The 23368-nt window shown below is 57.7% G+C and carries 26 protein-coding genes; 2 read left to right on the top strand and 24 right to left on the bottom strand.

Annotated elements, in window-relative coordinates; translation table 11 throughout:
* Positions 1-204 precede the first annotated feature (204 nt).
* A complete protein-coding gene (locus VH413_05190; protein ID HEX3798076.1) occupies positions 205-1914 on the top strand; it encodes a sigma-70 family RNA polymerase sigma factor in 1710 nt (569 codons plus the stop codon).
* A 154-nt stretch (positions 1915-2068) separates the two neighbouring features.
* The gene (locus VH413_05185) at positions 2069-2701 is read left to right on the top strand and encodes an SMI1/KNR4 family protein (protein HEX3798075.1); all 633 of its coding nucleotides are present in this window, start codon (positions 2069-2071) and stop codon (positions 2699-2701) included.
* A 95-nt stretch (positions 2702-2796) separates the two neighbouring features.
* Here the strand turns inward: VH413_05185 and VH413_05180 are convergent, their stop codons facing one another.
* The 24 genes from VH413_05180 to fliF form a co-directional block, all read right to left on the bottom strand.
* Positions 2797-3048, bottom strand: a complete 252-nt coding sequence (locus VH413_05180) for a hypothetical protein (protein HEX3798074.1) — start codon at positions 3046-3048, stop codon at positions 2797-2799.
* A gap of 13 nt (positions 3049-3061) precedes the next feature.
* Positions 3062-3790 carry a flagellar motor protein MotB gene (locus VH413_05175; GenBank protein ID HEX3798073.1) on the bottom strand — a complete coding sequence of 243 codons (729 nt, stop codon included), beginning with the start codon at positions 3788-3790 and terminating at the stop codon, positions 3062-3064.
* Between the two features lie 28 nt (positions 3791-3818).
* The gene (gene motA, locus VH413_05170) at positions 3819-4688 is read right to left on the bottom strand and encodes a flagellar motor stator protein MotA (protein ID HEX3798072.1); all 870 of its coding nucleotides are present in this window, start codon (positions 4686-4688) and stop codon (positions 3819-3821) included.
* 3 nt (positions 4689-4691) lie between these two features.
* Positions 4692-5516, bottom strand: coding sequence for a FliA/WhiG family RNA polymerase sigma factor (locus VH413_05165; GenBank protein HEX3798071.1), 825 nt, complete (start codon positions 5514-5516; stop codon positions 4692-4694).
* The gene (locus tag VH413_05160; protein HEX3798070.1) at positions 5513-5758 is read right to left on the bottom strand and encodes a hypothetical protein; all 246 of its coding nucleotides are present in this window, start codon (positions 5756-5758) and stop codon (positions 5513-5515) included. Before VH413_05160 ends, VH413_05165 begins: the two co-directional genes overlap by 4 nt.
* A gap of 80 nt (positions 5759-5838) precedes the next feature.
* Complete coding sequence (locus VH413_05155; protein HEX3798069.1) at positions 5839-7029, bottom strand: hypothetical protein; 1191 nt, start codon at positions 7027-7029, stop codon at positions 5839-5841.
* A gap of 8 nt (positions 7030-7037) precedes the next feature.
* Entirely contained in the window at positions 7038-9146 is a 2109-nt protein-coding gene (gene flhA, locus VH413_05150; protein ID HEX3798068.1) for a flagellar biosynthesis protein FlhA, read from the bottom strand.
* Positions 9147-9163: 17 nt separating this feature from the next.
* The gene (locus VH413_05145) at positions 9164-10246 is read right to left on the bottom strand and encodes an EscU/YscU/HrcU family type III secretion system export apparatus switch protein (GenBank protein HEX3798067.1); all 1083 of its coding nucleotides are present in this window, start codon (positions 10244-10246) and stop codon (positions 9164-9166) included.
* Between the two features lie 15 nt (positions 10247-10261).
* Positions 10262-11023, bottom strand: coding sequence for a flagellar biosynthetic protein FliR (gene fliR / locus VH413_05140; protein ID HEX3798066.1), 762 nt, complete (start codon positions 11021-11023; stop codon positions 10262-10264).
* Between the two features lie 121 nt (positions 11024-11144).
* The gene (locus VH413_05135) at positions 11145-11414 is read right to left on the bottom strand and encodes a flagellar biosynthetic protein FliQ (GenBank protein ID HEX3798065.1); all 270 of its coding nucleotides are present in this window, start codon (positions 11412-11414) and stop codon (positions 11145-11147) included.
* Positions 11415-11440: 26 nt separating this feature from the next.
* Positions 11441-12436: a flagellar type III secretion system pore protein FliP gene (gene fliP / locus VH413_05130; GenBank protein HEX3798064.1), complete on the bottom strand. Its 996-nt coding sequence runs from the start codon at positions 12434-12436 to the stop codon at positions 11441-11443.
* A 4-nt stretch (positions 12437-12440) separates the two neighbouring features.
* A complete protein-coding gene (locus VH413_05125) occupies positions 12441-12920 on the bottom strand; it encodes a flagellar biosynthetic protein FliO (GenBank protein ID HEX3798063.1) in 480 nt (159 codons plus the stop codon).
* Positions 12921-12937: 17 nt separating this feature from the next.
* The gene (fliN, locus tag VH413_05120; protein ID HEX3798062.1) at positions 12938-13198 is read right to left on the bottom strand and encodes a flagellar motor switch protein FliN; all 261 of its coding nucleotides are present in this window, start codon (positions 13196-13198) and stop codon (positions 12938-12940) included.
* A 6-nt stretch (positions 13199-13204) separates the two neighbouring features.
* Positions 13205-14218, bottom strand: a complete 1014-nt coding sequence (locus tag VH413_05115; GenBank protein ID HEX3798061.1) for a flagellar motor switch protein FliM — start codon at positions 14216-14218, stop codon at positions 13205-13207.
* 4 nt (positions 14219-14222) lie between these two features.
* Positions 14223-14795 carry a flagellar basal body-associated FliL family protein gene (locus VH413_05110; protein ID HEX3798060.1) on the bottom strand — a complete coding sequence of 191 codons (573 nt, stop codon included), beginning with the start codon at positions 14793-14795 and terminating at the stop codon, positions 14223-14225.
* Between the two features lie 18 nt (positions 14796-14813).
* Positions 14814-15662 carry a flagellar hook-basal body complex protein gene (locus VH413_05105; protein ID HEX3798059.1) on the bottom strand — a complete coding sequence of 283 codons (849 nt, stop codon included), beginning with the start codon at positions 15660-15662 and terminating at the stop codon, positions 14814-14816.
* Between the two features lie 32 nt (positions 15663-15694).
* The gene (locus tag VH413_05100; protein ID HEX3798058.1) at positions 15695-16090 is read right to left on the bottom strand and encodes a flagellar hook capping FlgD N-terminal domain-containing protein; all 396 of its coding nucleotides are present in this window, start codon (positions 16088-16090) and stop codon (positions 15695-15697) included.
* A 2-nt stretch (positions 16091-16092) separates the two neighbouring features.
* Complete coding sequence (locus VH413_05095) at positions 16093-17670, bottom strand: hypothetical protein (protein HEX3798057.1); 1578 nt, start codon at positions 17668-17670, stop codon at positions 16093-16095.
* Complete coding sequence (locus VH413_05090; GenBank protein HEX3798056.1) at positions 17671-18267, bottom strand: hypothetical protein; 597 nt, start codon at positions 18265-18267, stop codon at positions 17671-17673.
* Positions 18264-18734, bottom strand: a complete 471-nt coding sequence (fliJ, locus tag VH413_05085) for a flagellar export protein FliJ (GenBank protein HEX3798055.1) — start codon at positions 18732-18734, stop codon at positions 18264-18266. The genes VH413_05090 and fliJ overlap by 4 nt, the downstream gene beginning before the upstream one ends.
* A 6-nt stretch (positions 18735-18740) precedes the next feature.
* Entirely contained in the window at positions 18741-20114 is a 1374-nt protein-coding gene (gene fliI, locus VH413_05080; GenBank protein ID HEX3798054.1) for a flagellar protein export ATPase FliI, read from the bottom strand.
* Positions 20111-20698 carry a FliH/SctL family protein gene (locus tag VH413_05075; GenBank protein HEX3798053.1) on the bottom strand — a complete coding sequence of 196 codons (588 nt, stop codon included), beginning with the start codon at positions 20696-20698 and terminating at the stop codon, positions 20111-20113. The genes fliI and VH413_05075 overlap by 4 nt, the downstream gene beginning before the upstream one ends.
* A complete protein-coding gene (fliG, locus tag VH413_05070) occupies positions 20682-21722 on the bottom strand; it encodes a flagellar motor switch protein FliG (GenBank protein HEX3798052.1) in 1041 nt (346 codons plus the stop codon). The genes VH413_05075 and fliG overlap by 17 nt, the downstream gene beginning before the upstream one ends.
* Positions 21723-21748: 26 nt before the next feature.
* Positions 21749-23368: a flagellar basal-body MS-ring/collar protein FliF gene (gene fliF, locus VH413_05065; protein HEX3798051.1), complete on the bottom strand. Its 1620-nt coding sequence runs from the start codon at positions 23366-23368 to the stop codon at positions 21749-21751.

The raw sequence follows: 23368 nt of genomic DNA, 5'->3' as shown, positions 1-23368 counted from the left end.
CCAGTGGGGTAAATGCGCTGATTCTAAAGGGTTTCGGAGTTTTTCACGGGTTGTAAGAGGCAAAAACTACCTCGTTTGCCGGGCGAAAACTGCCGGTTCTTGTGGACGGCCACCAGGGAAAGAAACTACGGACTGAAATTTCGGTTCAAAGTATCAGCAGCCTTTTCTTGTCGGATTTTTAGTCCGGCGGCTAATATAGAATGAGTGAATCATCAGACCGACGGACAATTATTGCGAATTTATGCGGAACACAACAGCGAATCGGCTTTCGCTGAATTGGTGCAGCGCCAGTTAGATTTCGTTTATTCCGCGGCGTTGCGCATGGTTTGTGACCCGCATCTGGCCGAGGATGTAACTCAAAGCGTATTTGTCGCGTTGGCGAACAATGCGGCAGGTCTGACTGAACGCACAAACCTTTGTGGCTGGCTGCATCAAACTGCGCAGAACATCGCCGCCCAAACCGTGCGCACGATTGAGCGTCGGCGTGCTCGTGAACAGAAGGCCGCTACCATGAATCCATTGCTTTCGTCCGAATCCGACATTTCATGGGAACAAATCGCTCCGCACCTTGACGCCGCCATCGGCGATTTAGGCAAGCCAGATCGGGACGTTTTGTTTCTCCGCTATTTCAAGAACTACGACCTGCGCACTTTAGGCACGGCTTTTGGCATCAGCGATGATGCCGCCCAAAAGCGTGTGAGCCGGGCCGTCGAGCGGTTGCGCGAGCGCCTCGCCAAACGCGGCGTCGCTGCCGGGGCCGGTGGACTCGTTATCTTTATTTCTGCCAATGCGGTACAGGCCGCACCTGCAGGCCTGGCCACTACCGTTACTGCCGCCGCCATCGCTGGAACTGCCATTTCCACTTCCACCATCATTGCCGCAACCAAAGCCATAGCCATGACCACCATTCAAAAAACTCTAATCACCACTGCGTTCGTTGCCACCGTCGGCGCGGGAATTTTTGAGGCGCATCAAATTTCCCAATTACGCGAACAAAACCAGACGCTCCAGCAACAGCAGCAGCCGATGGCCGAGCAATTAACAAATCTACAGTCCGAGAATGAACGGCTTTCAAATCTCGTCGCCGAGGCCAAAGACCAGAAATCGCTCTCGCAGGCGCAATTCAACGAACTTTTGAAACTTCGAGGTAAAATCGGGCAGGCACAAACTGCCGTGCAAGAGACGGCCAAATTAAGAACCGCTCTCCAGGAAAGCACTGCATCGTCAAAATTTACGAGCGACGCACTGGCACAAGGAACAGCCATGATTGAACAGATCAAGAAGAAGAACGAACTCGCCAAACTCGCGCGCATGAAAGACAAACTTAACCTGACTGACAGCCAGCAGCAGGCCATCAGCGACCTCATAACGAAAAACAGCGAAGCCAGAGCCCGGCAGTCGTTGATTGATATGTCGGGCAAACGGACGCCGGAACAACTTAAAGCGGCAATGATCGCTTCACTACAAACTTTTGGCAATGAAGAGGCTGAAGTCAAGGCGTTGCTCACTCCCGAGCAACTAGCAGCCTATCCAGACTACCAACAGTCCGAAACCATGGTTGCCGCGAACAACAGAGCCAATTTAGAGGCGACGATGATGACATCTGATCTGAATCTTTCCCCAGAACAGCAGGACAAAGTCAATAAGGCGCTGTATCAATTCGGTCTGGACCACACGGCGAATCAGTTGGCGAGTTCCCTGGTGGCGCAGAAACCTGGCAATGTTGCAGACGCCATGAATTCACTGGTGGAAGTGCAGCAGCAGGAGCTGGCCGACAAATTGAAAGTGCTTGGCAGGATTCTCACGCCGGATCAATTGCAAAGCTACCGGCAAAGCCAGCTCGAGAAAATTGATTCCATGGCCAGCGCGGCAAAAGTTTTTCTTCCACAAATGACTAATGGGGCTGCGCAATAATTCTGCTTACGACCAAAAGCAAACCACAAACAATATGAAAATCCCCACCACCTTGCCGCGTGAAACACGGATTAACACAGAAGCGGGATTTCTAATCTGGAAAATCACCCGCTAGTTATGGATCGTTGGCCGTCGTTGACATATTCTACATTTTATGACCTCGCAAGCCCTCGAAGAGTTTACCAAGTCGCCTTCACCCGGATTTCGGTGTTTCGCCGCCGGCGATAAGGCTGGCCCGAGATTTCTTGCCAGCATACGCCACATTCTTAACGCCTCGGCGTCACCCGCAGCCATCGCCCAGATACGCAAGATGCTAGGCAGCCACGCGGATCAGGTGGCGACATTCTATCAGTGCCACGACGGTTTTGTGCTTTACCGCGATACGAAGTCAGAGGCTGCTGGCATTGAGCTTTTGCCAGTCGCACAGTGGGAGGAAGCGACGGAAGAAATGCGAGATGGGTTTAACTATTTAGTCAACGACCCGGAGAACGACCCCGACCATATTGTGACGGGCATCTCCATCGCCACGGTGCCTCGCTCCGGCAATTATTTCGTCATGCCGGTGCACGGTCCAAATGCGGGCAAGATTTTCTACGCTGACCACGACGGATGGTATGAGTCCGCATTTGCGGATAACTTCGATAGCTTTCTTGCCCGAGTCACGCGTGAGCCCGTCAAGTTGCTGGCGAAGGACGTGGGGTGTTACACGCGCTACTCGGATGGGATGACCAAGGCGCAATGGATTCCCGAAGAATATTTTTTTGATATTTCCAAAGCTCAGTTATGACCGCCTCGGAGCCGGCGGCGCGGCAGGCGTACGCAAAAAATCTCGAAGCGGTTGTCCGCTTCGAGACTAATAACAATAGTGCGACCGACCTAAATCTAATAAACGCAGTTCAAGTCCACGACCTGGCCGCAGCCGCATTGGACGCGGATGCCGGAGACGATGTCGCCGGTGCGTTGCAGGGTGACGGTGGGTTTGCCGCAGGCATTCGCGGCGGAGGTTGGCGCGGGGATTTCGATTTTTGCCGGCGCACTCGGCGCGGCGGATGCGGGCTTCATATTCAACGAAGTAAATCCCGAGGGGCGTTGCGAACCGACGGCGGACACGAGGGGCACAAAAGTATCAGGCATAGTGGAGCGGTGATTAAAGTTTGGCTGACTTGAGATTCAACATGACGGAAACGCGGCGGTTGATTTCGGCGCCGGATTCAGTATTCGGCATCGGCTGGGTGGCGCCAAAACCCGCGACCTTGCGGATCTGCTCGCCTTGCACCCCATGGTCAATGAGACTGCGGCGCACGGCGTTCGCGCGGTCGGTGGAAATTTCCCAATCGCCGTAATCTTCACGGATGGGCGCGTTGCCGGATTCAGTGTGGCCTTCCAGTTCGATTCCGAAATTATGATAGCGCGCGATCTCCCAAGCCAGCGTGGAGAAAATCCATTCGCCGTAGGGTGTGAACTTGGTGGATTGCGGCTCGAAGATGGGTTTGTGCGAGCGGTCGAAAACATTGATCAACAGGCCGTCCGGGGTCATGTCGAGTTTGACGGCGCTTTCGTCTTTTTCATCCACCTGGCTTTGCAGGGACTTGATCAAATCCTGGTTGATGCGGCGGAGCATGGTGAGTTCGACGGCGGAGGCGGAATCGAAATTTCCCGAACTGCTGCGGACGGCTTGCGTCTCTTTGCTGGGGATGATGCCGACGGAATCCTTGGTCACGGACGAGAACGGATTGCGGAAGGCGCGCTCGACGGCTTCCTTGATACGCTGGTCCTGCGACGTCAGCCACAGCACCATGAAGAGCGCCATCATCGCGGTAACGAAATCCGCGTAGGCCACTTTCCATGCGCCACCGTGATGACCTTTTTTGCTCATTTAAAATTGGTTGCCGAACGCTGCGAAATTATTTCGCGGGCGCTTGCGTGAGAGTCTTCAGCATTGCTTCGAGACCGTCCGCCGTGGGTTTCACTTCACTGCTCAAACCGCGGCGCGCCACTTCGACCGCCATGATGGGCGACATGCCGTTGGCGAAGCCGATCACGGATGCCGCGATGCAGCGGATGTAAGTGATCTCGGCGACCCCGACGAATTCCATGTTCACCGCGAGCGGGTTCATGAAGCCGTAGGAGATGAAAATTCCCAGGAAGGTTCCGACGAGCGCGGCGGCGACTTTTTCACCGATCTGCTCGATGGGACCGGCGATGGAGGCCATCGTGATCACGATGCCCAGCACGGCGGCGACGATGCCGAATCCGGGCATGGCGTCCGCGGCCTTGGTCAACACGCCGATGGGTTTTTCGTGTTCCTCTTCCATCGCGTGCATCTCGATTTCCAAAAGCATCTTGAGCTGGTCGGGCTTGATCTTGCCGTCAATGATGGGGCGAAGGCCGTTGCAAAGAAAATCCATGGCGTGATGGTTTTTTTGGAAGGCGGGATACTTGCTGAAAATGCTGCTGGCTTCGGGATTCATCACGTGTTCTTCGAGCGCGACCATGCCGCTGCGGCGACCGAGCATGAACAACTCATAGAGCGCCTTGAACATGTCTTCGTAGGCGGACTTGTTGTAAGGCGAACCCTTGAGCGCGCCGAGCAACTGCTTGAAAAGATTGATGAGCACGGCCTTGGGGGACATCAACACCAGCGCGCCGAGCGCGGCGCCGCCGATGACCACGAACTCGGACAAGTGCAGCAGCGCGAGGGGATGGCCGCCGGCCATGATGAAGCCGCCGATGACCGAGCCCAATACGATTAATGCGCCAACGATTACGATCATGGATCAGCAGTGGTTAAAGGTCTCGGGGTCCTGTTTCTTCAACAGGGCCTTGATGGCGAGGATGGCCTGCGAATGGATCTGGCAGATGCGCGATTCCGTCACGCCGAATGCCTCGGCGATTTCGCGCAAACGCAAATCTTCAAAATAATAAAGCGCGAGCACTTTGCGCTGCATCTCGGGCAACTGTTTCAAGCGTTCCTCGATGAGGCTGGACATTTCGCGGCGGGCGGTTCCTTCCCAGGGTTCGGTCTGGGAATCGTCCGCGATGAAATCATAACTGCCGCTGCCGTTTTCGCTGTCGCCATTAGTGGCGGAATCGAGGCAGACGTAGGACGCGGGGCGGATTTCCTCGACCAGTTCCTCGTATTCGTCGAGCGAGAGATTAAGGGCTTTGGCCATTTCCATGTCAGTGGGGACATTGCCGTTGCGCTGGGAAAGTTCCTGCATGACGGACTCGACCTTCTTGGCCTTTTCGTGCACCGAGCGCGGAACCCAATCGAGGCGGCGCAATTCATCAAACACGGCGCCACGGATGCGGACGCGCGCGTAATGCTCGAAGGAAGAACCGCTCTTGAGATCGAAACGGCGGACGGCGTTGAGCAAGCCAACGAGGCCGGCGCTGTAAAGGTCATCGCTATTCACGTGCGAGGGGAGCGTCATGGCAAGGCGGCCGACGACGGCTTTGACCAGCGGGAGGTATTGCTCGACGATTTTGTTTTCGATGGCGCTGCCGTGGCCGGACTTCGAGTAGCGGCGCCAAAGCTCGCGTTGATTGGAGCGGGTTTCGTCGGAAACGGGCGCGTTTAATTCAAGGGTAGTGGAACTCATGATTTACCAGGTTTGGAAATTAAAGGGGCGGTGGGAGCTTCGGGGCGGTTTTGCGCTTCGTGCATGGCGTCTTCGAGGTTTTTGCGCCAGGCACTGCCCCACCAACGCATCAGAAGGCTGGTCAGGTAGGCGGCCAGGGAACCGTGCCACAAACAGGCGGGCCAGGAGCATTCCGAGGCCCAGCTTAAAAGCAGGCCGGCGCAGAATCCCAACAGACCGCCGATTAACAACAATGACTTCATAATTCGTTCAAATCTGAACCCCTGCTAAGCAGGAGCGTTGCCAGCCTTCCGATTGGCCCGTAGGCATTTCGGGAAAACCCCTATTTGCGGGGAAATTGGCGTGAAAATATCATTTCCGGCGAAGCTTCGCAGAAGTCTCCCGGAATATTTTGCCCAGTACTGAAACAGCGCACGGAGTAATTTGTGCCCAATACCAGGTTCCAAAGCTTGCCCCAGCGGGTCTCCTCGTCCAAGTGGGTGACTATCAAGTCCTCAATGGGCATGTGCGCGAATGCGCGCGTTTGCGCGAGTAAAATGGAGAGATCGTAGGCGCCGTTGAGGACGAGGTGAATTTTCGGCGAGCCGAATTGCTTGAGGTAGCCGGCGAGTTCTTTCACGGCGATGGGCTTGCGCCAGTCCACGCCGGGCACGTCAATGAAGCCGAGGTCTTCGGTGAAATCGCGGCTGCCGGTTTCCCAGAGACGTTCGCTGGGTGCGCCGAGGATATCGCAATAGACACTTAAGGATTCGGCAGTGTTGGCGACCGCGCTGTCGAGACGCCATACGCGGGCGGTGCGGCTTTCCATCAGCACGGTTTGGGTGAGCCATTTGCAAAGCAAGGTGGTCTTGCCCGAACCGGCGGGGCCGATCAAAACGTGCAGGGACTTGTCCTTGATGGGCGCGGCGGGACGCCAAAATTTTGCGAGCACGGCTTGGGCAAGGGAAATTTCTTCGGCGAGCGTGCGCGGCGGATTTTCGCCGTGGCGGGCGTGCAGTTGATCGAGCACGCGCTGGGTGTGGAGGGGTGACAGGCCGCTTTTTTGAAGCATCGCGCCGACACGCCATTTGCCGGTGGGCAAGGCTTCTTCGGCTTCGTCTGCTTGAGCTTCTTCGGAGGCGGAACGGCGACTCCGCCCTACGAGACTCTGCCCTACGATATTGTAATCGGGTGCGGAAGCTTCCGGGGTTGGGGACAGTAAATCGGCGGCGGATTGGATGGGGGTTTCGAGGTCGAGTTTGCCGGGGCGGTTGACGACTTGTTGTTTGATTTCGTCGAGTTGCTGGCGGAAAGCGGCGAGGGTTTCAGAAACCGGATCCATCTCGGCGGCGGTGGCAGCGGACGACTGCGGAAGATGCGCGAGCACTTCGATCATCGGCTTTTGCCACAGGCGCGCGAGGCCGTTGGCGGGCAGGCGGCGGACGTTGAGCACGACGGCTTCGGGGCCGAGTTTTTCGCGGATTTGCCCGACGGCTTCTTCAGCGGAGGCGGCGATGAAAGGAATCGGTTGCATGGATCAAATTATTCGAGTGAGTTGATGATGCCGGCGTTTTGGATCTGCACGCGCGAGGGAACTTCGGCATACGAAAGCACGGTGAGGTCGGCAAAGGTGGTCTCGAAAAACCGGCGGAACGCGAGGCGGATTTGCGGCGCACACATGATGATGGGCGGCTGGCCAGCGGTGAGAAGCTGCTGGATGCGTTGCGAAAGCGTGTCCACGACATGACGGGCAAGTTTGGGCTCCATCATGAGACTGATTTCCGTGGGAGTCTGGCGGACGCCTTGTGCGATCTGTTGTTCGAGGCGCGGGTCGAGCGTGATGGCTTGCAGGCTGCCGGTATCGGTCTGGTACGGCTTTACGATCTGCGATCCCAACGCGCGGCGGGCGTGCTCGGAAAGCTCGTCCGGGTTTTTCGTGACGCTGGCGTAATCACTGACTTTTTCCAGGATGCCCGCGAGGTTGCGGATGGAAATGCCCTCGGCCAAAAGATTCTGAAGGATGCGCTGGACCTGGCCGACATTGAGTTGCGCGGGGATCAATTCGGTCACGACGGTCGGGTGCGTGAGCTTCAAATTATCCAACAACACTTGCACGTCCTGGCGGCTGAGGATTTCGTGGCAATTGCGCTTCACGGTTTCGGAGAGATGCGTGACGAGCACAGACGAAGCATCCACGACGGTGTAACCGCTGATCTCGGCGTTCTTCCGTTCGACATCGGTGATCCACGTCGCGGGCAATTTGAAAACGGGTTCGACGGTCGGCACGCCTTTGAGCACGGTCTTGCTGTTGGAGGCATTCATCGCGAGCCAATGGCCGGGCATCAATTCGCCCTGGGCAATCGGGTTGCCCTTGAGCAGGAAACGATATTGGTTCGCTTCCAGTTGGAGATTATCGCGCAAACGAATCGGCGGAACAATGACACCCATTTCCTGGGCGAAGGTTTTGCGCACGCCTGTCACGCGTTCAAGCATGTCGCCTCCTTTGCGGGCATCGGCCAAGCCGACGAGACTGTAGCCGAGTTCGATCTGGAGCGCGTCCATACTGAGGAGCGTTTCCAGTTTGTCGCCGGTGGCGCCGGCCGCGGTTTTGGCCGCAGCCGGCGTTTCCCCGTTGTTCTCCTGGGCGGTGCCATTCTTAGTGGCTAAAGGCTGATCGTGTTCGCTGCCCTTCAAGTTGTAGGCCAAAAATCCGGTGATGGACGCGAGCGTGAAAAACGGAATCATCGGCAATCCCGGAATCAAGCCGAATGCCACGAGCATGATGGTGAGAATTCCCAATACGCGCGGATAAGCCAGCAACTGCTTGGTCAATTCCTTGCCGAGATCTTCCTTCGCGGCGGCGCGCGTCACGAGAATACCCGCGGCGGTGGAAGTGATGAGCGCGGGGATTTGCGAAACGAGACCGTCGCCGATGCTCAGCAGGGTGTAGCGTTGCAAGGCTTCGGTCACGGGCATGCCGCGTTGCAGGATGCCGATGGCGAAACCGCCGAGGACGTTGATCAAAGTGATGAGGATGGCGGCAATGGCATCGCCCCGGACGAATTTACTCGCACCGTCCATCGCGCCGTAGAAATCCGCCTCCTGCTCGACCTTGCGGCGGCGCGTGCGAGCCTCGGTTTCATTGATGATTCCGGCGTTCAACTCAGCATCAATGGCCATCTGTTTGCCGGGCATGGCGTCCAAGGTGAAGCGCGCCGCGACTTCCGCGATACGGCCCGCGCCCTTGGTGATGACGATGAAATTGATGAGGACGAGGATCAGGAAGATGACGAGGCCGACGACGTAATTGCCGCGCACGACGAAATTACCGAAGGCTTCAATGATATGCCCGGCGTAACCATCAAGCAAAATCAAACGCGTGGTGGCGATGTTCAGCGAGAGACGAAAGAGCGTGATGAACAGCAGCAACGTCGGGAAACCGGTGAATTCAGCGGGTTCCTTGACGTAAAGGATTGAAAGCAGAATGAGCAATGCGAGCGCGATGCTGACAGCCAAAAAACCATCGAGGAAAAATGGCGGAATCGGCATGATCATCAGGACGACGGTCATGAAGAGTCCCACAACGAGCAGGACGTCACCGTTCTTGAAGATCTGAACGAGAGTTGACTTTTTTGCTTTTGCCTGTGCCATTTGCTTCGCTTAATCAGTTAAGAATTTTGTTCACGGTAGTAACGATAGGCGTTGACGCGATACACCCACGCCAGCACTTCGGCCACCGCGGAATAGAGCTGAGCAGGAATCTCGCCACCCACCCGGCCATACTTAAACATCAGCCGCGCAAGGGGAATATTCTGGACGACCGGCACTTGATGGGCTTCGGCAATCTCGCGGATTTTCTGGGCATTCATGCGGATGCCCTTGGCGACAATCGTCGGCGCTTTCATGGTTTTGCGGTCGTAACGGAGGGCCACGGCGATATGCGTCGGATTCACCAGAACAACATCTGCTTTAGGCACTTCCGCGAGCATCTTGCGCTTGGACATGGCGCGGCGCTTGCGTTTTTGGGCCATTTTGACCTGAGGATTGCCGTCGGAATTTTTCATCTCTTCCTTGACCTCTTCCTTGGTCATCATCAGGTCTTTACCGGCTTGCCAATACTGGTAGCCATAATCGGCGGAAGCCAAAACCACGAGCGCCATGCCGACGCGGGTAACGATTTTGAAGGCAGAATCTGCCATGAACGCGGCAATTTTTACCAAGTCAACCGAAGAGTGGAAAATCGGGTCGCCGACGACGTCCTTGATCACGCCGTAAGTCAGTCCGCCGATGATAGATAACTTCATAATGCTGATGCCCGTCGGCACCACCGCTTTCATGGAGAAAGTGCGTTTAAAGCCCTCGACCGGATTGAGTCGCGCCCAGTTGATGTCCAAGGCCTCCGGCGACGTGCGGAAACGCGTCTGAATACCGCCCGCAAGCAGTCCGGCGAGCACCGTGGCCGAGAGGACCGGCCAGACGCAATGGAGGAGTACCATCGCGGCGTTGGCAGAGTAGCCTTGCATGGCATTGAGCGTGAGTGGAGTGTCGTGGAGATGGCTGAAGACGGAGACTTGCGTTTGCGCCATCAAACGCCAGGTTTCGGGGCCGCAAAACTTCAGGGCGGTCATCGCTGCGAGCAGGACGAACACCGTTTGGATTTCTGCGCTCTTGGCAAACTGGCCGCGGTTGTAAGCCTGCTCCAGTTTTTTTGGTGTTGCATGTTCTGTTTTATCGCCCGTGTCTTCGGCCATCGCGTCCTCCTTCCTTTAACCTGAGCTAAGCATCTGGGCCACGCTGAGGATGTCCTCGGGGAGCCGATGCAGGTAGTTGATGATGTGCTGCGACATGAGTTGCAGCGTGAGACCGAAGACGCTCAGACCCGCCAACGTGCGGATGCTGATGCTTTCCTGGAAAACATTCATTTGCGGCACGGCGCGGCCCAGCACGGAGAAAACCAGCGACACCACGAACGAAACCGCCATGACCGGCGCGGCCAGTTGCAGGGCAATGACGAAAGTCTGGCTGGTGCGGCTAATAAAATCCGTAGCCAAAAGCTGGCTGATATGCGCGCCGCCGATGGGCAGGTAATTGTAGCTTTTTTCCAGCGCCACGAGCATCCAGTGGTGCAGGTCGAGGCTCAGGAAAATCATGGCCGCGAGGTAATACAAAACATTTCCGGGCGCGGTGACCTGGGCGCTGGTCATGGGATCCAGGCTGGGGGGAAGCTGCAAACCGATTTCCTGGCTGATCATCGCGCCGGCCATGTCGAGCGCGAAAAAAATCATCCGGCTCGAAAACCCGAAAAGCAAACCGATGCCGACTTCGGTGGCCATCAAGCCGATTACGCCGAGAAAATCCTGTGTGTTTATGACCGCCGGGGCGATCACGGGCGTAACCAGCGCGGCCAGCAACGCGCCGAGTGCGAGGCGCAGTTGTACCGGGAAATTGTTGGCGGAGAAAATGGGAAACACCGCGAGCATGGCGCTGACGCGGAGAAACACCATTAACCAGTTGACGAGTTCGAGCATGTTATTAATCGCCGGACTTCAAGGCACAATTCTTCGGCAGCGGCGGTCTATAACTGCCGTGCAAGTAGGCAAAAACGGCGGTTTTAGGCCGCCGCGATAGCTACGAAGGGGTGAGAAGCGATTAGTGTGCCATCTGCGGCATCTTTTGGATGACTGCGGTGGTGAACTCGATCAACTGGCGGAGCATCCAGGGCATCAGCACGACGAGCAGGCTGACGATGCCGAGGGCTTTGGGGACGAAGGTGAGGGTTTGTTCCTGAATGGAAGTGACGGATTGGAACAGGCTGATCGCGAGGCCGATGGTGAGCGCGGTCATCAGGATCGGCGAGGCGAGCGTGACGGCTTGCATCATCAGGTTCTTCAACATTTCAGCGGCGAATTCAGGATTCATATTATTTCAAAATCAAGCAGGTTTAATCAGGTGCCAAAACTTTGCACGATGGAGCTGACAATCAGATGCCAGCCGTCCACCAGGACGAACAAAAGTATTTTTAACGGCAGGGAAATCGTCATGGGCGGCATCATCATCATGCCCATGCTCATCAGCACCGTCGCAACAACGAGGTCAATGAGAATGAACGGAATAAAGACAAGGAAACCCATTTGAAAAGCGGTGCGCAGTTCGCTGATGATGAAGCTCGGGATCACGATCTTCAGCGGCAGTTCGTTTGCGGGCGTCGGGCCGATCTTTGCCAGCGCGACAAATAATTCCACGTCCTTGGGACGCGTCTGCTTGAGCATGAAATTGCGGATGGGAACCGTGGCGCGTTCCATGGCGACTTCACTGGAGATTTCCTTGGCGCGATACGGCGTGAGAGCGTCGCGGTCAATCTTTTCCCACACGGGCGACATGATGAAGAACGTGAGGAACAGCGAGAGGCCGATGATGATCTGGTTCGACGGCGTGCCTTGCAGGGAAAGCGCGGAACGCACGAACGAAAGCACGATCACGATCCGCGTGAAGCAGGTCATCAGCAAAATGATCGAGGGCGCGAGCGTGAGCAGCGTCATGATCGCGAGGACTTTGATCGCGCCGTCCACGTCGTTGGTCGCGCCGACTCCGCCGAGGCCGATATTCAAATTAATGCCGCTGGGCGCGGCGGCCTGCGCGTGCGCGTGAGTGGTTCCGAAAGCGACGAAAATAATCAGCGCGAGCAGCCAGCTAAAAATGCGCGTGCGATTTTTCTTCGCAGGAGTTGGGGTGGTGGCAGTGGAAGAACTATCGGACGCCGCTTCGGTTTCGCCGACCGTTTGATTGCGGGAAAGAAATGGGGTGAGGTTGCGCTCACTGTGGATGACCCAGGATTGATCCACGACGAGGCTGCCTTTGACCGCGACTTCACGGACGCGAAGCGGCGGGAGTTGCGTGGGCTTCAATCGCGAAGACTCGGAATGGTTGAATGACGGCTTCATTTACTTACTTGCGATTGAGGACTTGTTGAAAGGCTTCGGCGAAATTTATTTTGGGCGCGGGCGCGGCGGCTTCGGCTTCATCCGCCTCGGGCAAATGGCTTACGAGCGTCACACCAGCGGGCGAGGACGCGAGCAACATGCGCTGTTGCTGGTAACCGACGACGTAAAGCGACTGGCGCTGGCCGAGCGATTTCACTTCGAGCAAATTCAATTTTGCGCCGCCGTTCCTTTGGGTGGAGAGACGCTGCCAGTTGCGGAACATCCAGACGCCGCCGAGGAAAACCGCGATGACCAGCAACAACGCACCCGCCACGCGCACGAGCGAAGCGCCGGCATCCGGCAAATTCGCGCCGGTGGTGGTGGTCGTGGCGGCAGCGGTGGCGATGGCATTCGTCGCGCCGATGATGGAATTGGTGCTCACGAAATCAGCGGCGTGGGAAACCACGGCGGTGAAACCGAGCGCCGCGACGGCGGCACATTTCAATTTGGAAAACGACTTGATCACTGGCCGGCTCCGAAGATTTCGAGGATTTTGATGCCGTAGGAATCGTCCACCACCACGACTTCACCGCGGGCGATGCGTTTCTGGTTGGCGAAAATATCCACGGGGGCCTGGGCCGATTTGTCGAGCTTGACGACTGAGCCGATGTTAAGCTGGAGCACGTCGCGCATTGGCACCTGGCAGGAGCCGAGTTCGACGGTGAGTTTGACCTTCACGTCGAGCAGCATTTCAAAATTCACAGGAGATTTGGTGGCGTCCATAAAAAATTATTTGATGACTTCAGTCAGTTCGACCGCCCATTGATTGGCAATGGTTCCGGGACGGCCGAGAAAACGGGCGATGGATTCGAGGCGCACGATGACTTGTTGCGCGCACTCGGCGGTGATGGGCAGCACGTCGCCGACTTTGAGCGAGATGATTTCACCGGCGGTCATTTCCAATCCCTGCCATTCGGCGGTGACGGGAATGCTGACATCGTTGAAGAGCACATTCCATTTCGGCGCCGCCGCGGCGGGAGTTTGCGGCGCGGGCGTGACGGCGGTTTCAGTGCTCTGACTGACGTGGCGGATCAGCGGCTCGACCGTCGAGTAGGGAAATCCAAGTTGAATCAAGCCGGTGCATTCGCCGAGCTTGGCTTCCAACGAGAGCACGAGCATGTTCGTGTCCGGCGAAGCGGTCTGGATGAATGCGCCGTTGTTTTCATAACCAAGAACGACGGGCTTGAGCGCCTTGAACGAAGTCCAATGCGAGCACCATTCGTCAATGATCAACTGGACATTCTGTTCGAGCAGCGCGCGTTCGATCTCGCTCATGTCGCCGACGATTTCCTGGGGCGCACCGGAGCCGCCCATGAGGCGGTCCACCATGCTCGCGGCGAGTTGCGGCTGGATCTCGATGATCGCCACGCCGCGCAAGGGTTCCATCTTGAACATCGTGAGATGCGAGGGATTCGCCCAGCTAGCCACCAGTTGGGGATAAGCGATGGTTTTCAGCGCGAGCATCTTCAGCGAAAATTCGAGGCGCAAATGCATCGAAAGGCGTGAGGCGAGACTGGCGAGAAAATCTTCCTGATGCGAACGCAGCTTGCGCGTTTCGCGCGGTGTCAGCAGCATCGGATTGCGGAAGTCATAAGGCTGGATGGAGTCTTGAATGGCGGCGGCAGCTTGTTCCGCGGCGAGCCGGGCGGCGTGCTCGGCTTCATCGCGGGCGACCTTGGCCAGCAACTGATCCATGTCAGTGGGAAGCTGGGCGGGGTTGGAATTTTCGCTGCCGGGATTCATGAACTTATTGGATCGCCATTTCGGTGATGTAAATTTCCTGGATCACCGGACCGCCGAGGGCGTTGTTCAAAACGGTCATCAGTTCGGAACGGATGACGTTGCGCTCGCCGGGTTTTTCGAGGTCGGAGATGGTCTTGCTGCTGAGCGTACCGGTGGCGAGGTCCATGAGCTGGTCCTTGTTGTCGTCAATTTTGTTTTTGAAGTCCGGGGTGTTGCCGACCAGCGTGACGCTGGTCATCAGGTAACGGGTGCCGAGCGTGCCGGAAACATTCACGAGCATCTTGCTCAGGGCGACGTTGACCTTGCCCTTGCTGTTGCCGGATTTTTCACCGCCTTCTTTGCTTCCGCCTTCCGAGGAGGAGCTTTCCTTTTCAGGAGCGGCGGCAGTGGCTTCGGCTTTGGGCGCGCCGCCGGCGGCGTTCTGAAGCTTGGGCAGGAGCACAAACTTCGTGGTGGTGAACGCGAGCGCCGGCATGGCCACGACCGCGACAATGAGCGGGAGCCAGGCCTTGATTCCGCCGGCTGCGGCAGGTGCGGCGGCGGCGCCTTCTTCTTTGTTTGCTTCCGGGTTGGCCATAAATCGCGGCGGTTAGGATTAGCTCTGTTTGAGGTTGACGACGGTCTGCAACACTTCGTTGCTGGTCGTGATGATCTTGGAGTTGGCTTCAAAGGCGCGTTGGGCGCTGATGAGATTGGCCATCTCACCGGAGAGATCCACGTTGGAAAGTTCGATCGCGCTGCCCTGGACGTTGCCGAGGCCGGCGGTACCCGGTGCGCCGAGGGCGCTGGGACCGGCTTCAGCGATGTTGGTGTAAAGATTGTTGCCGACATTCACGAGCTTCTGCGGATCGGCGTAATTTTGGAGCAACACCTGGCCGCGCACGAAGGTCGTGCCGTCCTGCTGGACAACCGTGACCTTGCCGGTGGAATCTATCGAGTACGAAACCATGGGCGAGGTGCTGGGCGAACCGGTGATGTCAATCTTGATATTGCCGACCGTGGACAAAGTGCCGTCGGTATAACCCTGCACGTTCTCGCCGTTTTCGGTGACGAGGTTGCCGTTGAGGTCGGTGGTGAACGTACCGTCGCGGGTGGCGTAAGTGTTGCCGGTGGTCTGGTCTTTCACGGTGAAGAAACCGTTGCCGCCGTTGCCGGTGATGGCCAAATTGCTGGCGATGCCCGTGCTGCTGGTCGCGCCCGCGGCCCAGTTATTGGTGATGCCGGAGATGCCCACGCCGGTGCCAACCTGGATGGCGTTGCTTCCGCTGCTGGTGGAGGTGCCGCCGCTCGGAGCCATGAGCTGGTTGCTGAAAGCGTCTTCGAAATCAACCGTCGAGGCCTTGTAGCCGGTGGTGTTGAGGTTCGCGATGTTGTTGCCGATGACGTCCATCTGGGTCTGGAAACTATCGAGACCACTGACGCCGGAGGTTAAGGAACTAAGCATATTTTATTGGGTGTTGAGGTTAAAAATTTAAATTACGGAGTGGTGGTCGTGGTCGCGGGTAAAATGGAACTGAGTTGCGTGAGGTCGTAACCCTGGCCGTTGACGAGGATCTGCGGATCGCCGGAGTTGTATTGAACGCCGGTGACGACCCCCGTGGAACTTTGCGAATTGTTCGTGGAACTGACCACGCTGACGGTGCGGCCGATGAGCGAGTTGGCTTGCAACCCCTGGACGTCGGTGGACATCGTTTGCGTTTGTTGCAGCGCGCTAAACTGCGCGAGCTGCGCGGCGAAAGCGGTATCGCTCTGCGGATTGAGCGGGTCCTGCGACGTCATCTGCGTGACGAGCAATTTCAAAAAGTCGGCCTGGTTCAAGGTCTGGCTGCCGGTCGCCGGGGTGCTGCTGTTGGAGGAGATGGAGGTTGACATAATCAGGCCCAGGATTCCCAGCCTTGCCGGGAAATGGTTTTGGTTTTAGTGGTTTTTGTGGAAATGGTTTTCACCGGCGCGGCGGTCGTGAAGTCTTGAGCGACTTCGCGGGCCTGGCGCTGGGAGTTTTGCGACGGCTGCTGGAACGAGGAGTTCCCAGCGGTCTCGGGCAAGGGACTAAAAGTATTGCGCACGACGGCTTTGTTTTCGAGCGGAAGCAACTGGACGTTTTGTTTGGCCAGCGATTCCTGCAAGTCGTTCCAATGTTGATCAAGACCCGCGCCGCTGCCGCGTTCGACGCGCAACGAGGCTTGAATCTGGCCGTCGTGATGAGTGAGTTGAAGAAAAAGTTCGGTGTGGGCATCCACCTTGAGGGAAACCGCAAGGTTGTTCGCGCCGGACTGACGGATCATTACCACTTCCTGATTGACGAGGCGTGAGACGCGTTCGACTTGGGCGGCGGTATCGGTGGCAGTGGTGGTGGAGACATTCCCCTGCTCCATCGAGAAAACGGCGGGTTTACCAGCCCAATCGAAGTTCAAAGTGGATTCAAAGCCATCCTTTTTGGCGGAAGCATCGGAATCGGCTGCGGCTACGGGCTTTGCGGCGGAAGTGGTAACAACGCCACTGGTCGAGGACGCACTCGGCAATTTTTGCACCGTGCGCCCGGCAGTTTCGTTCTTTTCAGCCACAAATTTCATTCGTTGCCTGTTTAAAGCAGCGGCTGTGCCATCGGGCGGCGCAGTCGAAAGGAGGCTATCTGTAGCGGTATCGGTTACCTTGGATGCTACAGCTTGTGGTGAAGGGGTATTGGGGTCGGTAGTTTTAGCCGTTTCCAACTTGGCTTGGGCTAAAATATCTGCCGGGGGTAAATGGGCGTTATCCAAGACGGGCTTCATTCCCTTGGGAATCTTCATCGAACCCTGGTTGGAATCGGCCTTTTTATCTCCGACTGAACCCGTTGCCGGGGAGTCGGTTGCCGTGGTCAAACCGGATGCTTCTCCATCGTCAATTCCCACCGCCGCCAAAGCGGGATCACCGCCCGCGCCGGTTTTCAAATTCGTGCCCGGCTTGAGCGACCACGAACGCAACTCGTTTGGCTTGATCGCGGTCTGCGTAAGCATCGCCATAAGCGTGCTTGCGAGAATGGGATCGAGATTGGCATCGGTCTTGGCGGATTCGTCTGCGTCTGAAGTGGAATCAGCAGCATCGGCCGCATCAGAATCCGGAGTTGCCTCCAGCATTGCCGCCGCAGCCGCGAAGGACGCGTCGGCATTCGTTTCGGCATCCGGCGATTCGTCGTGGGGAACGATGGTGTTCGTCTGGGACTGGCGGGCGGTGCTGGCGGTTTGCGCGCGCGACGTTTTGGCGGGGGCGTTTTGTGCCGGGCTCGCCGGGGCGGTGGTTTTATTTTGTTCGTGCGCGGTGTGGTGTTTCGCGCGCTGATGAGCGGCCTGGGACATCAGGCGGGAAAAATCATGGGTGTGTTCCTGCGGCGTTGCGGGCAACGACGCAGAAAAATCCACACCTTCCGACGCGACCGGTTCTCCGGCAGCGGCAAGACGGGTTGGAGTCATCATTTATTTTGGGGTCGGATTATGCGAGGCAAGACGCAGGCGTTCGGAAAGTGCGGCGGCACGTTTGGCGGCCGTGGGGCCCTTCTTCGAAATCGCTTCGAGGATGCCGGCGGTGTCGCCGTCCTTCATGAACACCATGATCTTCACGATGGCGACGTCGTCCATCTCGGTCAAAATATTCGCCGCGCCGTCCGGGCTCATCGTGGAATAAACCTTGGAAAGTTTTTTGAGATTCACTGTTTCCTCGTCCTTGATGCGAATGACGCTTAGATCAAAATTGCTTTGCATCTGCTTCACGGATTCCGTGACGAGATTTAATTCGGAGCGTTCCGCTTGAAGACGTATCGAAAGGTCATTCAAGTCCTGCTCTTTTTTCTCAAGCGATTTTTTTTCGGCTTTGATTTCGGCCATGAGCTGATCGGCCTCGGGATTGGTGAATTCCCACGACGGACCGTGCTGGACAACTTGCAGCGGGGCTTGTTTGTCGTCGGCCACTTCGCGCGCGCGGGCGGGGGTTTTCCAAAAGGCGACGGTTGCGCCGAGATAAATCACGGAGCTGAGCAGAACAATCATCCAGGGTTTCGTTAGTAATGTTTTCATGAGGTCACTTCCGTTGGGTTCCAGTTGAGCATGGAATTGCCGCGGCGTCCGGCGAGGTCATCGAGAAGCTTCTGCTCGTCGAGCAAAACCTCGCGCTGGTGGCGGCTTTTTTGTTTATCGAAATATTTATCCACAATCTCGCGCTGCTGGCGCGCGCCGAGCATGGCTTGAAGCGCGGCATTCACGCGGCGTTCGGCGAGGCCAAGCTGGGCCTGGCATTCGTCGCGGCGTTTTCCCAAGGCGCGATGATATTCGGTGGCCTGCGCGGCTTCGCTGGCGGTGCAACCGGCGGTGAGTTTCGCGCGCAAGGCTTCGGCGCAGGCGGTGAGTTCAAGCTGCACGGCATTGAGCTTGTCCAGCATCTGCTGGCGGGCGAGCAACGCCTGTGCATATTGCTCCATCGCCGTTTGTTCCTGGCGCTGGCGCAAGGTCCGCACGGCTTCCAGAGTGAAATGAAAGGCTTTCATCGCTGATTATTTTCTCGCGGGCGCGGCGTTTTTTTGCGGCATGGGCAGCGACATGGTTTGCTGAAGCATGGACCAGGTTTGTTGCGTGGAAAATCCGGCGTCCACGGCCTGCCGTAAAAATGCTTTCAACGGCTCGTGCAAATGAATGCTCAAATCAATCGCCGGATTCGTGCCCGCCGGATACGCGCCGATATTGATCAAGTCTTGGTTCTTGCGGTAAATGGCCATCACTTCGCGGGCGCGCGAGGCGACTTGCTGCTGATCGGCGTTGGTGAGGTCGCGCGTCAAACGGCTCACGCTTTCGAGAACGTCAATCGCGGGATAATGATTTTGCGTGGCGAGTTCGCGCGTCAGGACGATGTGGCCGTCCAGGATGGAACGCACGGCATCGGCGATGGGATCATTCATGTCGTCGGCCTCAACGAGCACGGTGAACAAACCGGTGATGGAACCCTGTTCGCCCGAGCCGGCGCGTTCGAGGAGTTGCGGGAGCAGCGAAAAAACCGAGGGCGTATAACCGCGCGTGGCGGGTGGTTCGCCGACCGCGAGGCCGATCTCGCGTTGCGCCATCGCAAAGCGCGTGACGGAATCCATCATCAGCAAAACATTTTTCCCGGCATCACGAAAATGCTCGGCAATGGCCATCGCGACGAACGCGCCTTTCAAACGGGCAATCGCCGGCTGGTTAGAAGTAGCGACGACGATCACGGATTTGCGGCGGCCTTCCTCGTCCAAATCTTTTTCGAGGAACTCGCGCACTTCACGACCACGTTCGCCGATCAGCGCGATCACATTGACGTCCGCTTCGGCCTGGCTCGCGATCATGCCGAGCAAGGTGGACTTGCCGACGCCGGAACCGGCGAAGATGCCGAGACGCTGGCCGCGGCCGCAAGGCGTGAAGGCGTCAATCGCCTTGATGCCCGTACGAAAAGTGTCATGGATGCGCTGGCGCTTGAGCGGATGCGGCGGCGGCGTGTGAAGATTGATGGCGTTGTTCGCCTCGATCGGGCCTTTGTCATCGAGCGGATTGCCGACGGCATCAATGACGCGGCCCATGAGGGCATCGCCAACGGGGACTTGCAACGACGTGCCGAGCGCGATGACTTCGCTGCCGGGATGGATGCCGTGGGTTTCGCCGAGCGGCATGAGGAGGACGTGGTGATTGCGAAAGCCGACGACTTCGGCGAGCGTGTGGCCATCGTGGCGCGCGGACTCGATGCGGCAGATCTCACCGACGGCGGCGAGCGGGCCTTCGGACTCGATGACGAGGCCGATGAGTTGGACGACGCGGCCGTGATTGCGCACGACTTGAGTCTGCTGCGCGCGGCGCAACAGCCCTTGCAGGCGGTTCGTGGAACAAGGCTCGGGATTGGGCATCATGTGGTGAGATTACGTTTGAGCAAATCGAACTTGGTTTCGCGGCGGGCATCCACGATGCCGAAACGCGTTTGCACGAGGCAGCCGCCGCGCGTCACTTCGGCTGAACCGAGGAAACGGCATTCATTGGAGGCTTCGGTGTTGAGCACTGGCGAACCGGCTTTCTGAAGCAGATCGAGATCGGCGGGATGCAGGCGCACGGTGAGTTGCTCGGTGCCTTCGACTTGAAGGAGGGCATCGCGCACGGCGGCTTCGACCATCGGCACGGAGATGGGGAGATCGCCGACGAGCTTTTGGGCGACTTCCAACGCGATCGAGACGAGCATGGTTTCGGTTTCGCGAACGACTTGCGGGACGGCTTGTTTGAGCGAATTGACCAGGCCTTGCATCAACTCGTGCATGTCGGCGCGCTGCTTGAATAATTGTTCGCTCAAGGCTTTTTCGCCCTCGATGCGGCCGAGATCGTAGCTCGCCTTCCATTGATCCTGCAAAGCGGGATCGGGCGGGGTGTAGACCGTCAACGGCGCGTGAAGGCGGGCATCACGCAACGGTGCGGGCAGCGGAATATTTTCAGACCATGACTTCATCACGTGAGGAGCTGGTGGCGTTGCTGAGATCTATTTCGCCCTCGGTTTCAAGCTGGCGAACACTTTCGATGATGCGCATCTGCGCAGCCTCGATGTCTTTTTTCTTGAGCGGGCCGAGGAAGCTGATTTCTTCGTTGACGGTTTCGGCGGCGCGCTTGGAGATGGAGGCGAGGAGCGCGGCGCGGAGTTTCGGGTTGGCGGTCTTGAGGGCCACGGCGAGGTCGCGCATGTCCACTTCGCGCATGACTTTCTGGAGCGAAGCGCCGTCGAGGAGCGACAGGTCGTCGAAGGTGAACATCTTCTGGCGGATGGCCTGGCCGAGTTCGGGGTTGCGCTTTTCCAATTCGAGCAGCATGGATTGGCTGATGTTCTTATCAATCGAGTTGAGCACTTCGGCGGCGAGCTTGAGGCCGCCGGTTTGATTGAGGGCGCGCGTGGATTTGGCGCCGGCGCGGGTGTTGAGGACTTCCACGATGCGTTCGACCACTTCGACGGGCGTCGGCCCGAGAGTGGCGAGGCGTTCAACGACGAGGTCGCGCAAGTCGGGGCGCAGGAGCAAGAGCAGTTGCGAACTTTTTTCGGCGGAAAGATAGCTGACGATGAGCGCGATGGTTTGCGGCTGCTCGTGCTTGAGTAGGTTGAAAAGCTGGCGGCAATCCATGTCAATGATCTGCTGCATGTGGACGACCGGAACCGGCGCGGGGGCGACGCGGCCGATGATGTCCGACGCGCGGAACATGCCGACGGATTTTTCGAGCGCGGTCTTGGTGTAAGTGACGCCGCCGAGGATGGCGGTGCTGGCTTGCACGGCGACTTCGGTGAACTCGCGCAAAATTTCGCGCTGCAAGTCCTGGCTGATGACGGTCAGCTTGGACATCTCAAGCGAGATGGTTTCGAGTTCATGCTCATCGAAATTTTTGAGCATCTGCGCGGCGCTCTCGGGGCCGAGGATGATGAGCAGCGCGGCGAGCTTCTGCATCTTCGTCATCTTGGCGAAGTCGAGGATGGGGATTTCCGTTTCCATGATGGGTCTTGTGGCAGGAGCGGTGATTAATTATTGGGTTTGGTGCGGGTCAGCCAGCCGCGGACGGCCTGGGTCATGTTATTCGGGTTCTCGCGAATCAACTGGTTCAACACTTCGACGGTGACGACGCCGGGACGTCCGTGGCCATTGCCATTGCCGTTGCCATGTCCGTTACCATTGCCATTGCCGATGGGGACGCCGATGGGGATTTCCTCAACCTTGGTGTTCTTGAGCGCGCGCCAGAACATGAAGATGAAGACGACGGCGAGGCCGGGATACACGAGCTTCTGCGCGGTATCGGTCCAGAACTGGCGTTTCTCCTGCTGGTCAAATTTCTGCGTCATCTCGACTTCCTGCTGGTCGTTGAAAGGCATTTCTTCGAGCGTGATTTCGTCTTTGCGGACGGGATCGTTTTCCTGGATGCCGAGGGCGCTCTGAACGATGTGCTTGATGCGCTGCAATTCCTCGGGTGTGCGGGGAACGGCTTTGCGGTCCGCGCCTTTGCCTTCAAAATGCTGGGCGATGAAGACGGCGGTCGAGATGCGTTTGATGCCACCAGCGGCTTCGAGAATGTTACTCGTGCTCTTGTTGATCTCGTAGCTGTTGTTGACGGTCTTTTTGCGGGCGCGGGTGCTGTTCGTGGGAACGGCGGCGACGGGGGCGTTCGTGCCATTGCTGTTGTCCGCGGGGGCCGCGCCGTTGGCCGAAGCGCCGGGTGCGCCGCCGGCGGGAGTGGCGTTGGCGGATTCGGTGTCGTCATCGGTGGTCTGGCTGCTGCGGACGACCTGGCCATCGGGGTCAAATTTTTCTTCGGTGCGGGTGATGGTATCCCAGTTGATGTCGGCGGAGACGCGCACGACGGCCTGGCCGGGGCCGAGGACTTTCTCGAGCATGCCTTCGGCTTTCTTGGTGAGATATTGCTCGAAGTTGCGGCGGGCGGTGAGTTGATTGTTGGAGAGGCCGGCGATGGAATCGGGTTCCTGATTTTCGGAGAGGACGTTGCCCTGGTTGTCCACGACGGAAACATTGTTGGCTTGCAAACCTTCGACACTGTTGGCGACGAGGAAGCGAATGGAATTCACGGCGGAGGTGGGCAACTGGTTATTGCCTTTGACGCGCACGAAGACGGAGGCGGTGGGCTTGCGCAAGCTGTCGGAGAGCAAACGATTTTCCGGCATGACGATCATCACGCGAGCGGATTCGACTTCGTCCAACTGACTGATGGTGCGGGCGAGTTCGCCTTGCACGGCGCGGGTGTAATTGGCGCGCTGCACGAAATCGGAGATGCCGAAGTTGGCCTTGTCAAAAATCTCGAAGCCGACGCCTTCACCGCGGGGAATGCCTTTGCCGGCCATCTGCATGCGGACTTGATAGACTTTGTCCGAGGGCACGAGGATGGCGCCGCCACCGCGGCTGATTTTGTAGGGGACCTTGGCTTCGTCGAGGGCGGCGATGACCTTGGAGGCTTCGCCTTCGTCGAGTTTGCCGTAGAGGAGGGAGTAATCCACGCGGCTGGAAAAGTAAGCCACGCCCGCAAGGCCGAGCACCACGAGGGCGGTGGTCATGACCATGCTGATGCGCTGGTTGACGCCGAGTTGTTTCCAGATGCCGAGCAGTTGCTGGCCGAGTTGTGTAAGGTTTTTCAT

The organism is Verrucomicrobiia bacterium, from assembly GCA_036268055.1.
In the GTDB taxonomy this organism is placed as follows: Bacteria; Verrucomicrobiota; Verrucomicrobiia; order Limisphaerales; family Pedosphaeraceae; genus DATAUW01.
Note: the sequence above shows the minus strand (reverse complement) of the source record. Positions and strands in the feature narration are given on the sequence as shown.

Bases quoted from the DNA above. Each gene is read 5' to 3' on its own strand.
- VH413_05115 (HEX3798061.1), bottom strand. From the start codon at position 14,218: ATGAATCCCGGCAGCGAAAATTCCAACCCCGCCCAGCTTCCCACTGAC.
- VH413_05185 (HEX3798075.1), top strand. From the start codon at position 2,069: ATGACCTCGCAAGCCCTCGAAGAGTTTACCAAGTCGCCTTCACCCGGA.
- fliF (HEX3798051.1), bottom strand. From the start codon at position 23,368: ATGAAAAACCTTACACAACTCGGCCAGCAACTGCTCGGCATCTGGAAA.
- VH413_05180 (HEX3798074.1), bottom strand. From the start codon at position 3,048: ATGCCTGATACTTTTGTGCCCCTCGTGTCCGCCGTCGGTTCGCAACGC.
- VH413_05160 (HEX3798070.1), bottom strand. From the start codon at position 5,758: ATGAAGTCATTGTTGTTAATCGGCGGTCTGTTGGGATTCTGCGCCGGC.
- fliG (HEX3798052.1), bottom strand. From the start codon at position 21,722: ATGGAAACGGAAATCCCCATCCTCGACTTCGCCAAGATGACGAAGATG.
- VH413_05110 (HEX3798060.1), bottom strand. From the start codon at position 14,795: ATGGCCAACCCGGAAGCAAACAAAGAAGAAGGCGCCGCCGCCGCACCT.
- VH413_05155 (HEX3798069.1), bottom strand. From the start codon at position 7,029: ATGCAACCGATTCCTTTCATCGCCGCCTCCGCTGAAGAAGCCGTCGGG.
- VH413_05075 (HEX3798053.1), bottom strand. From the start codon at position 20,698: ATGAAGTCATGGTCTGAAAATATTCCGCTGCCCGCACCGTTGCGTGAT.
- VH413_05090 (HEX3798056.1), bottom strand. From the start codon at position 18,267: ATGAAAACATTACTAACGAAACCCTGGATGATTGTTCTGCTCAGCTCC.
- VH413_05165 (HEX3798071.1), bottom strand. From the start codon at position 5,516: ATGAGTTCCACTACCCTTGAATTAAACGCGCCCGTTTCCGACGAAACC.
- motA (HEX3798072.1), bottom strand. From the start codon at position 4,688: ATGATCGTAATCGTTGGCGCATTAATCGTATTGGGCTCGGTCATCGGC.
- fliP (HEX3798064.1), bottom strand. From the start codon at position 12,436: ATGAAGCCGTCATTCAACCATTCCGAGTCTTCGCGATTGAAGCCCACG.
- fliI (HEX3798054.1), bottom strand. From the start codon at position 20,114: ATGATGCCCAATCCCGAGCCTTGTTCCACGAACCGCCTGCAAGGGCTG.
- flhA (HEX3798068.1), bottom strand. From the start codon at position 9,146: ATGGCACAGGCAAAAGCAAAAAAGTCAACTCTCGTTCAGATCTTCAAG.
- VH413_05175 (HEX3798073.1), bottom strand. From the start codon at position 3,790: ATGAGCAAAAAAGGTCATCACGGTGGCGCATGGAAAGTGGCCTACGCG.
- VH413_05135 (HEX3798065.1), bottom strand. From the start codon at position 11,414: ATGAATCCTGAATTCGCCGCTGAAATGTTGAAGAACCTGATGATGCAA.
- fliN (HEX3798062.1), bottom strand. From the start codon at position 13,198: ATGGACGCCACCAAATCTCCTGTGAATTTTGAAATGCTGCTCGACGTG.
- VH413_05105 (HEX3798059.1), bottom strand. From the start codon at position 15,662: ATGCTTAGTTCCTTAACCTCCGGCGTCAGTGGTCTCGATAGTTTCCAG.
- fliJ (HEX3798055.1), bottom strand. From the start codon at position 18,734: ATGAAAGCCTTTCATTTCACTCTGGAAGCCGTGCGGACCTTGCGCCAG.
- VH413_05145 (HEX3798067.1), bottom strand. From the start codon at position 10,246: ATGGCCGAAGACACGGGCGATAAAACAGAACATGCAACACCAAAAAAA.
- VH413_05095 (HEX3798057.1), bottom strand. From the start codon at position 17,670: ATGATGACTCCAACCCGTCTTGCCGCTGCCGGAGAACCGGTCGCGTCG.
- fliR (HEX3798066.1), bottom strand. From the start codon at position 11,023: ATGCTCGAACTCGTCAACTGGTTAATGGTGTTTCTCCGCGTCAGCGCC.
- VH413_05100 (HEX3798058.1), bottom strand. From the start codon at position 16,090: ATGTCAACCTCCATCTCCTCCAACAGCAGCACCCCGGCGACCGGCAGC.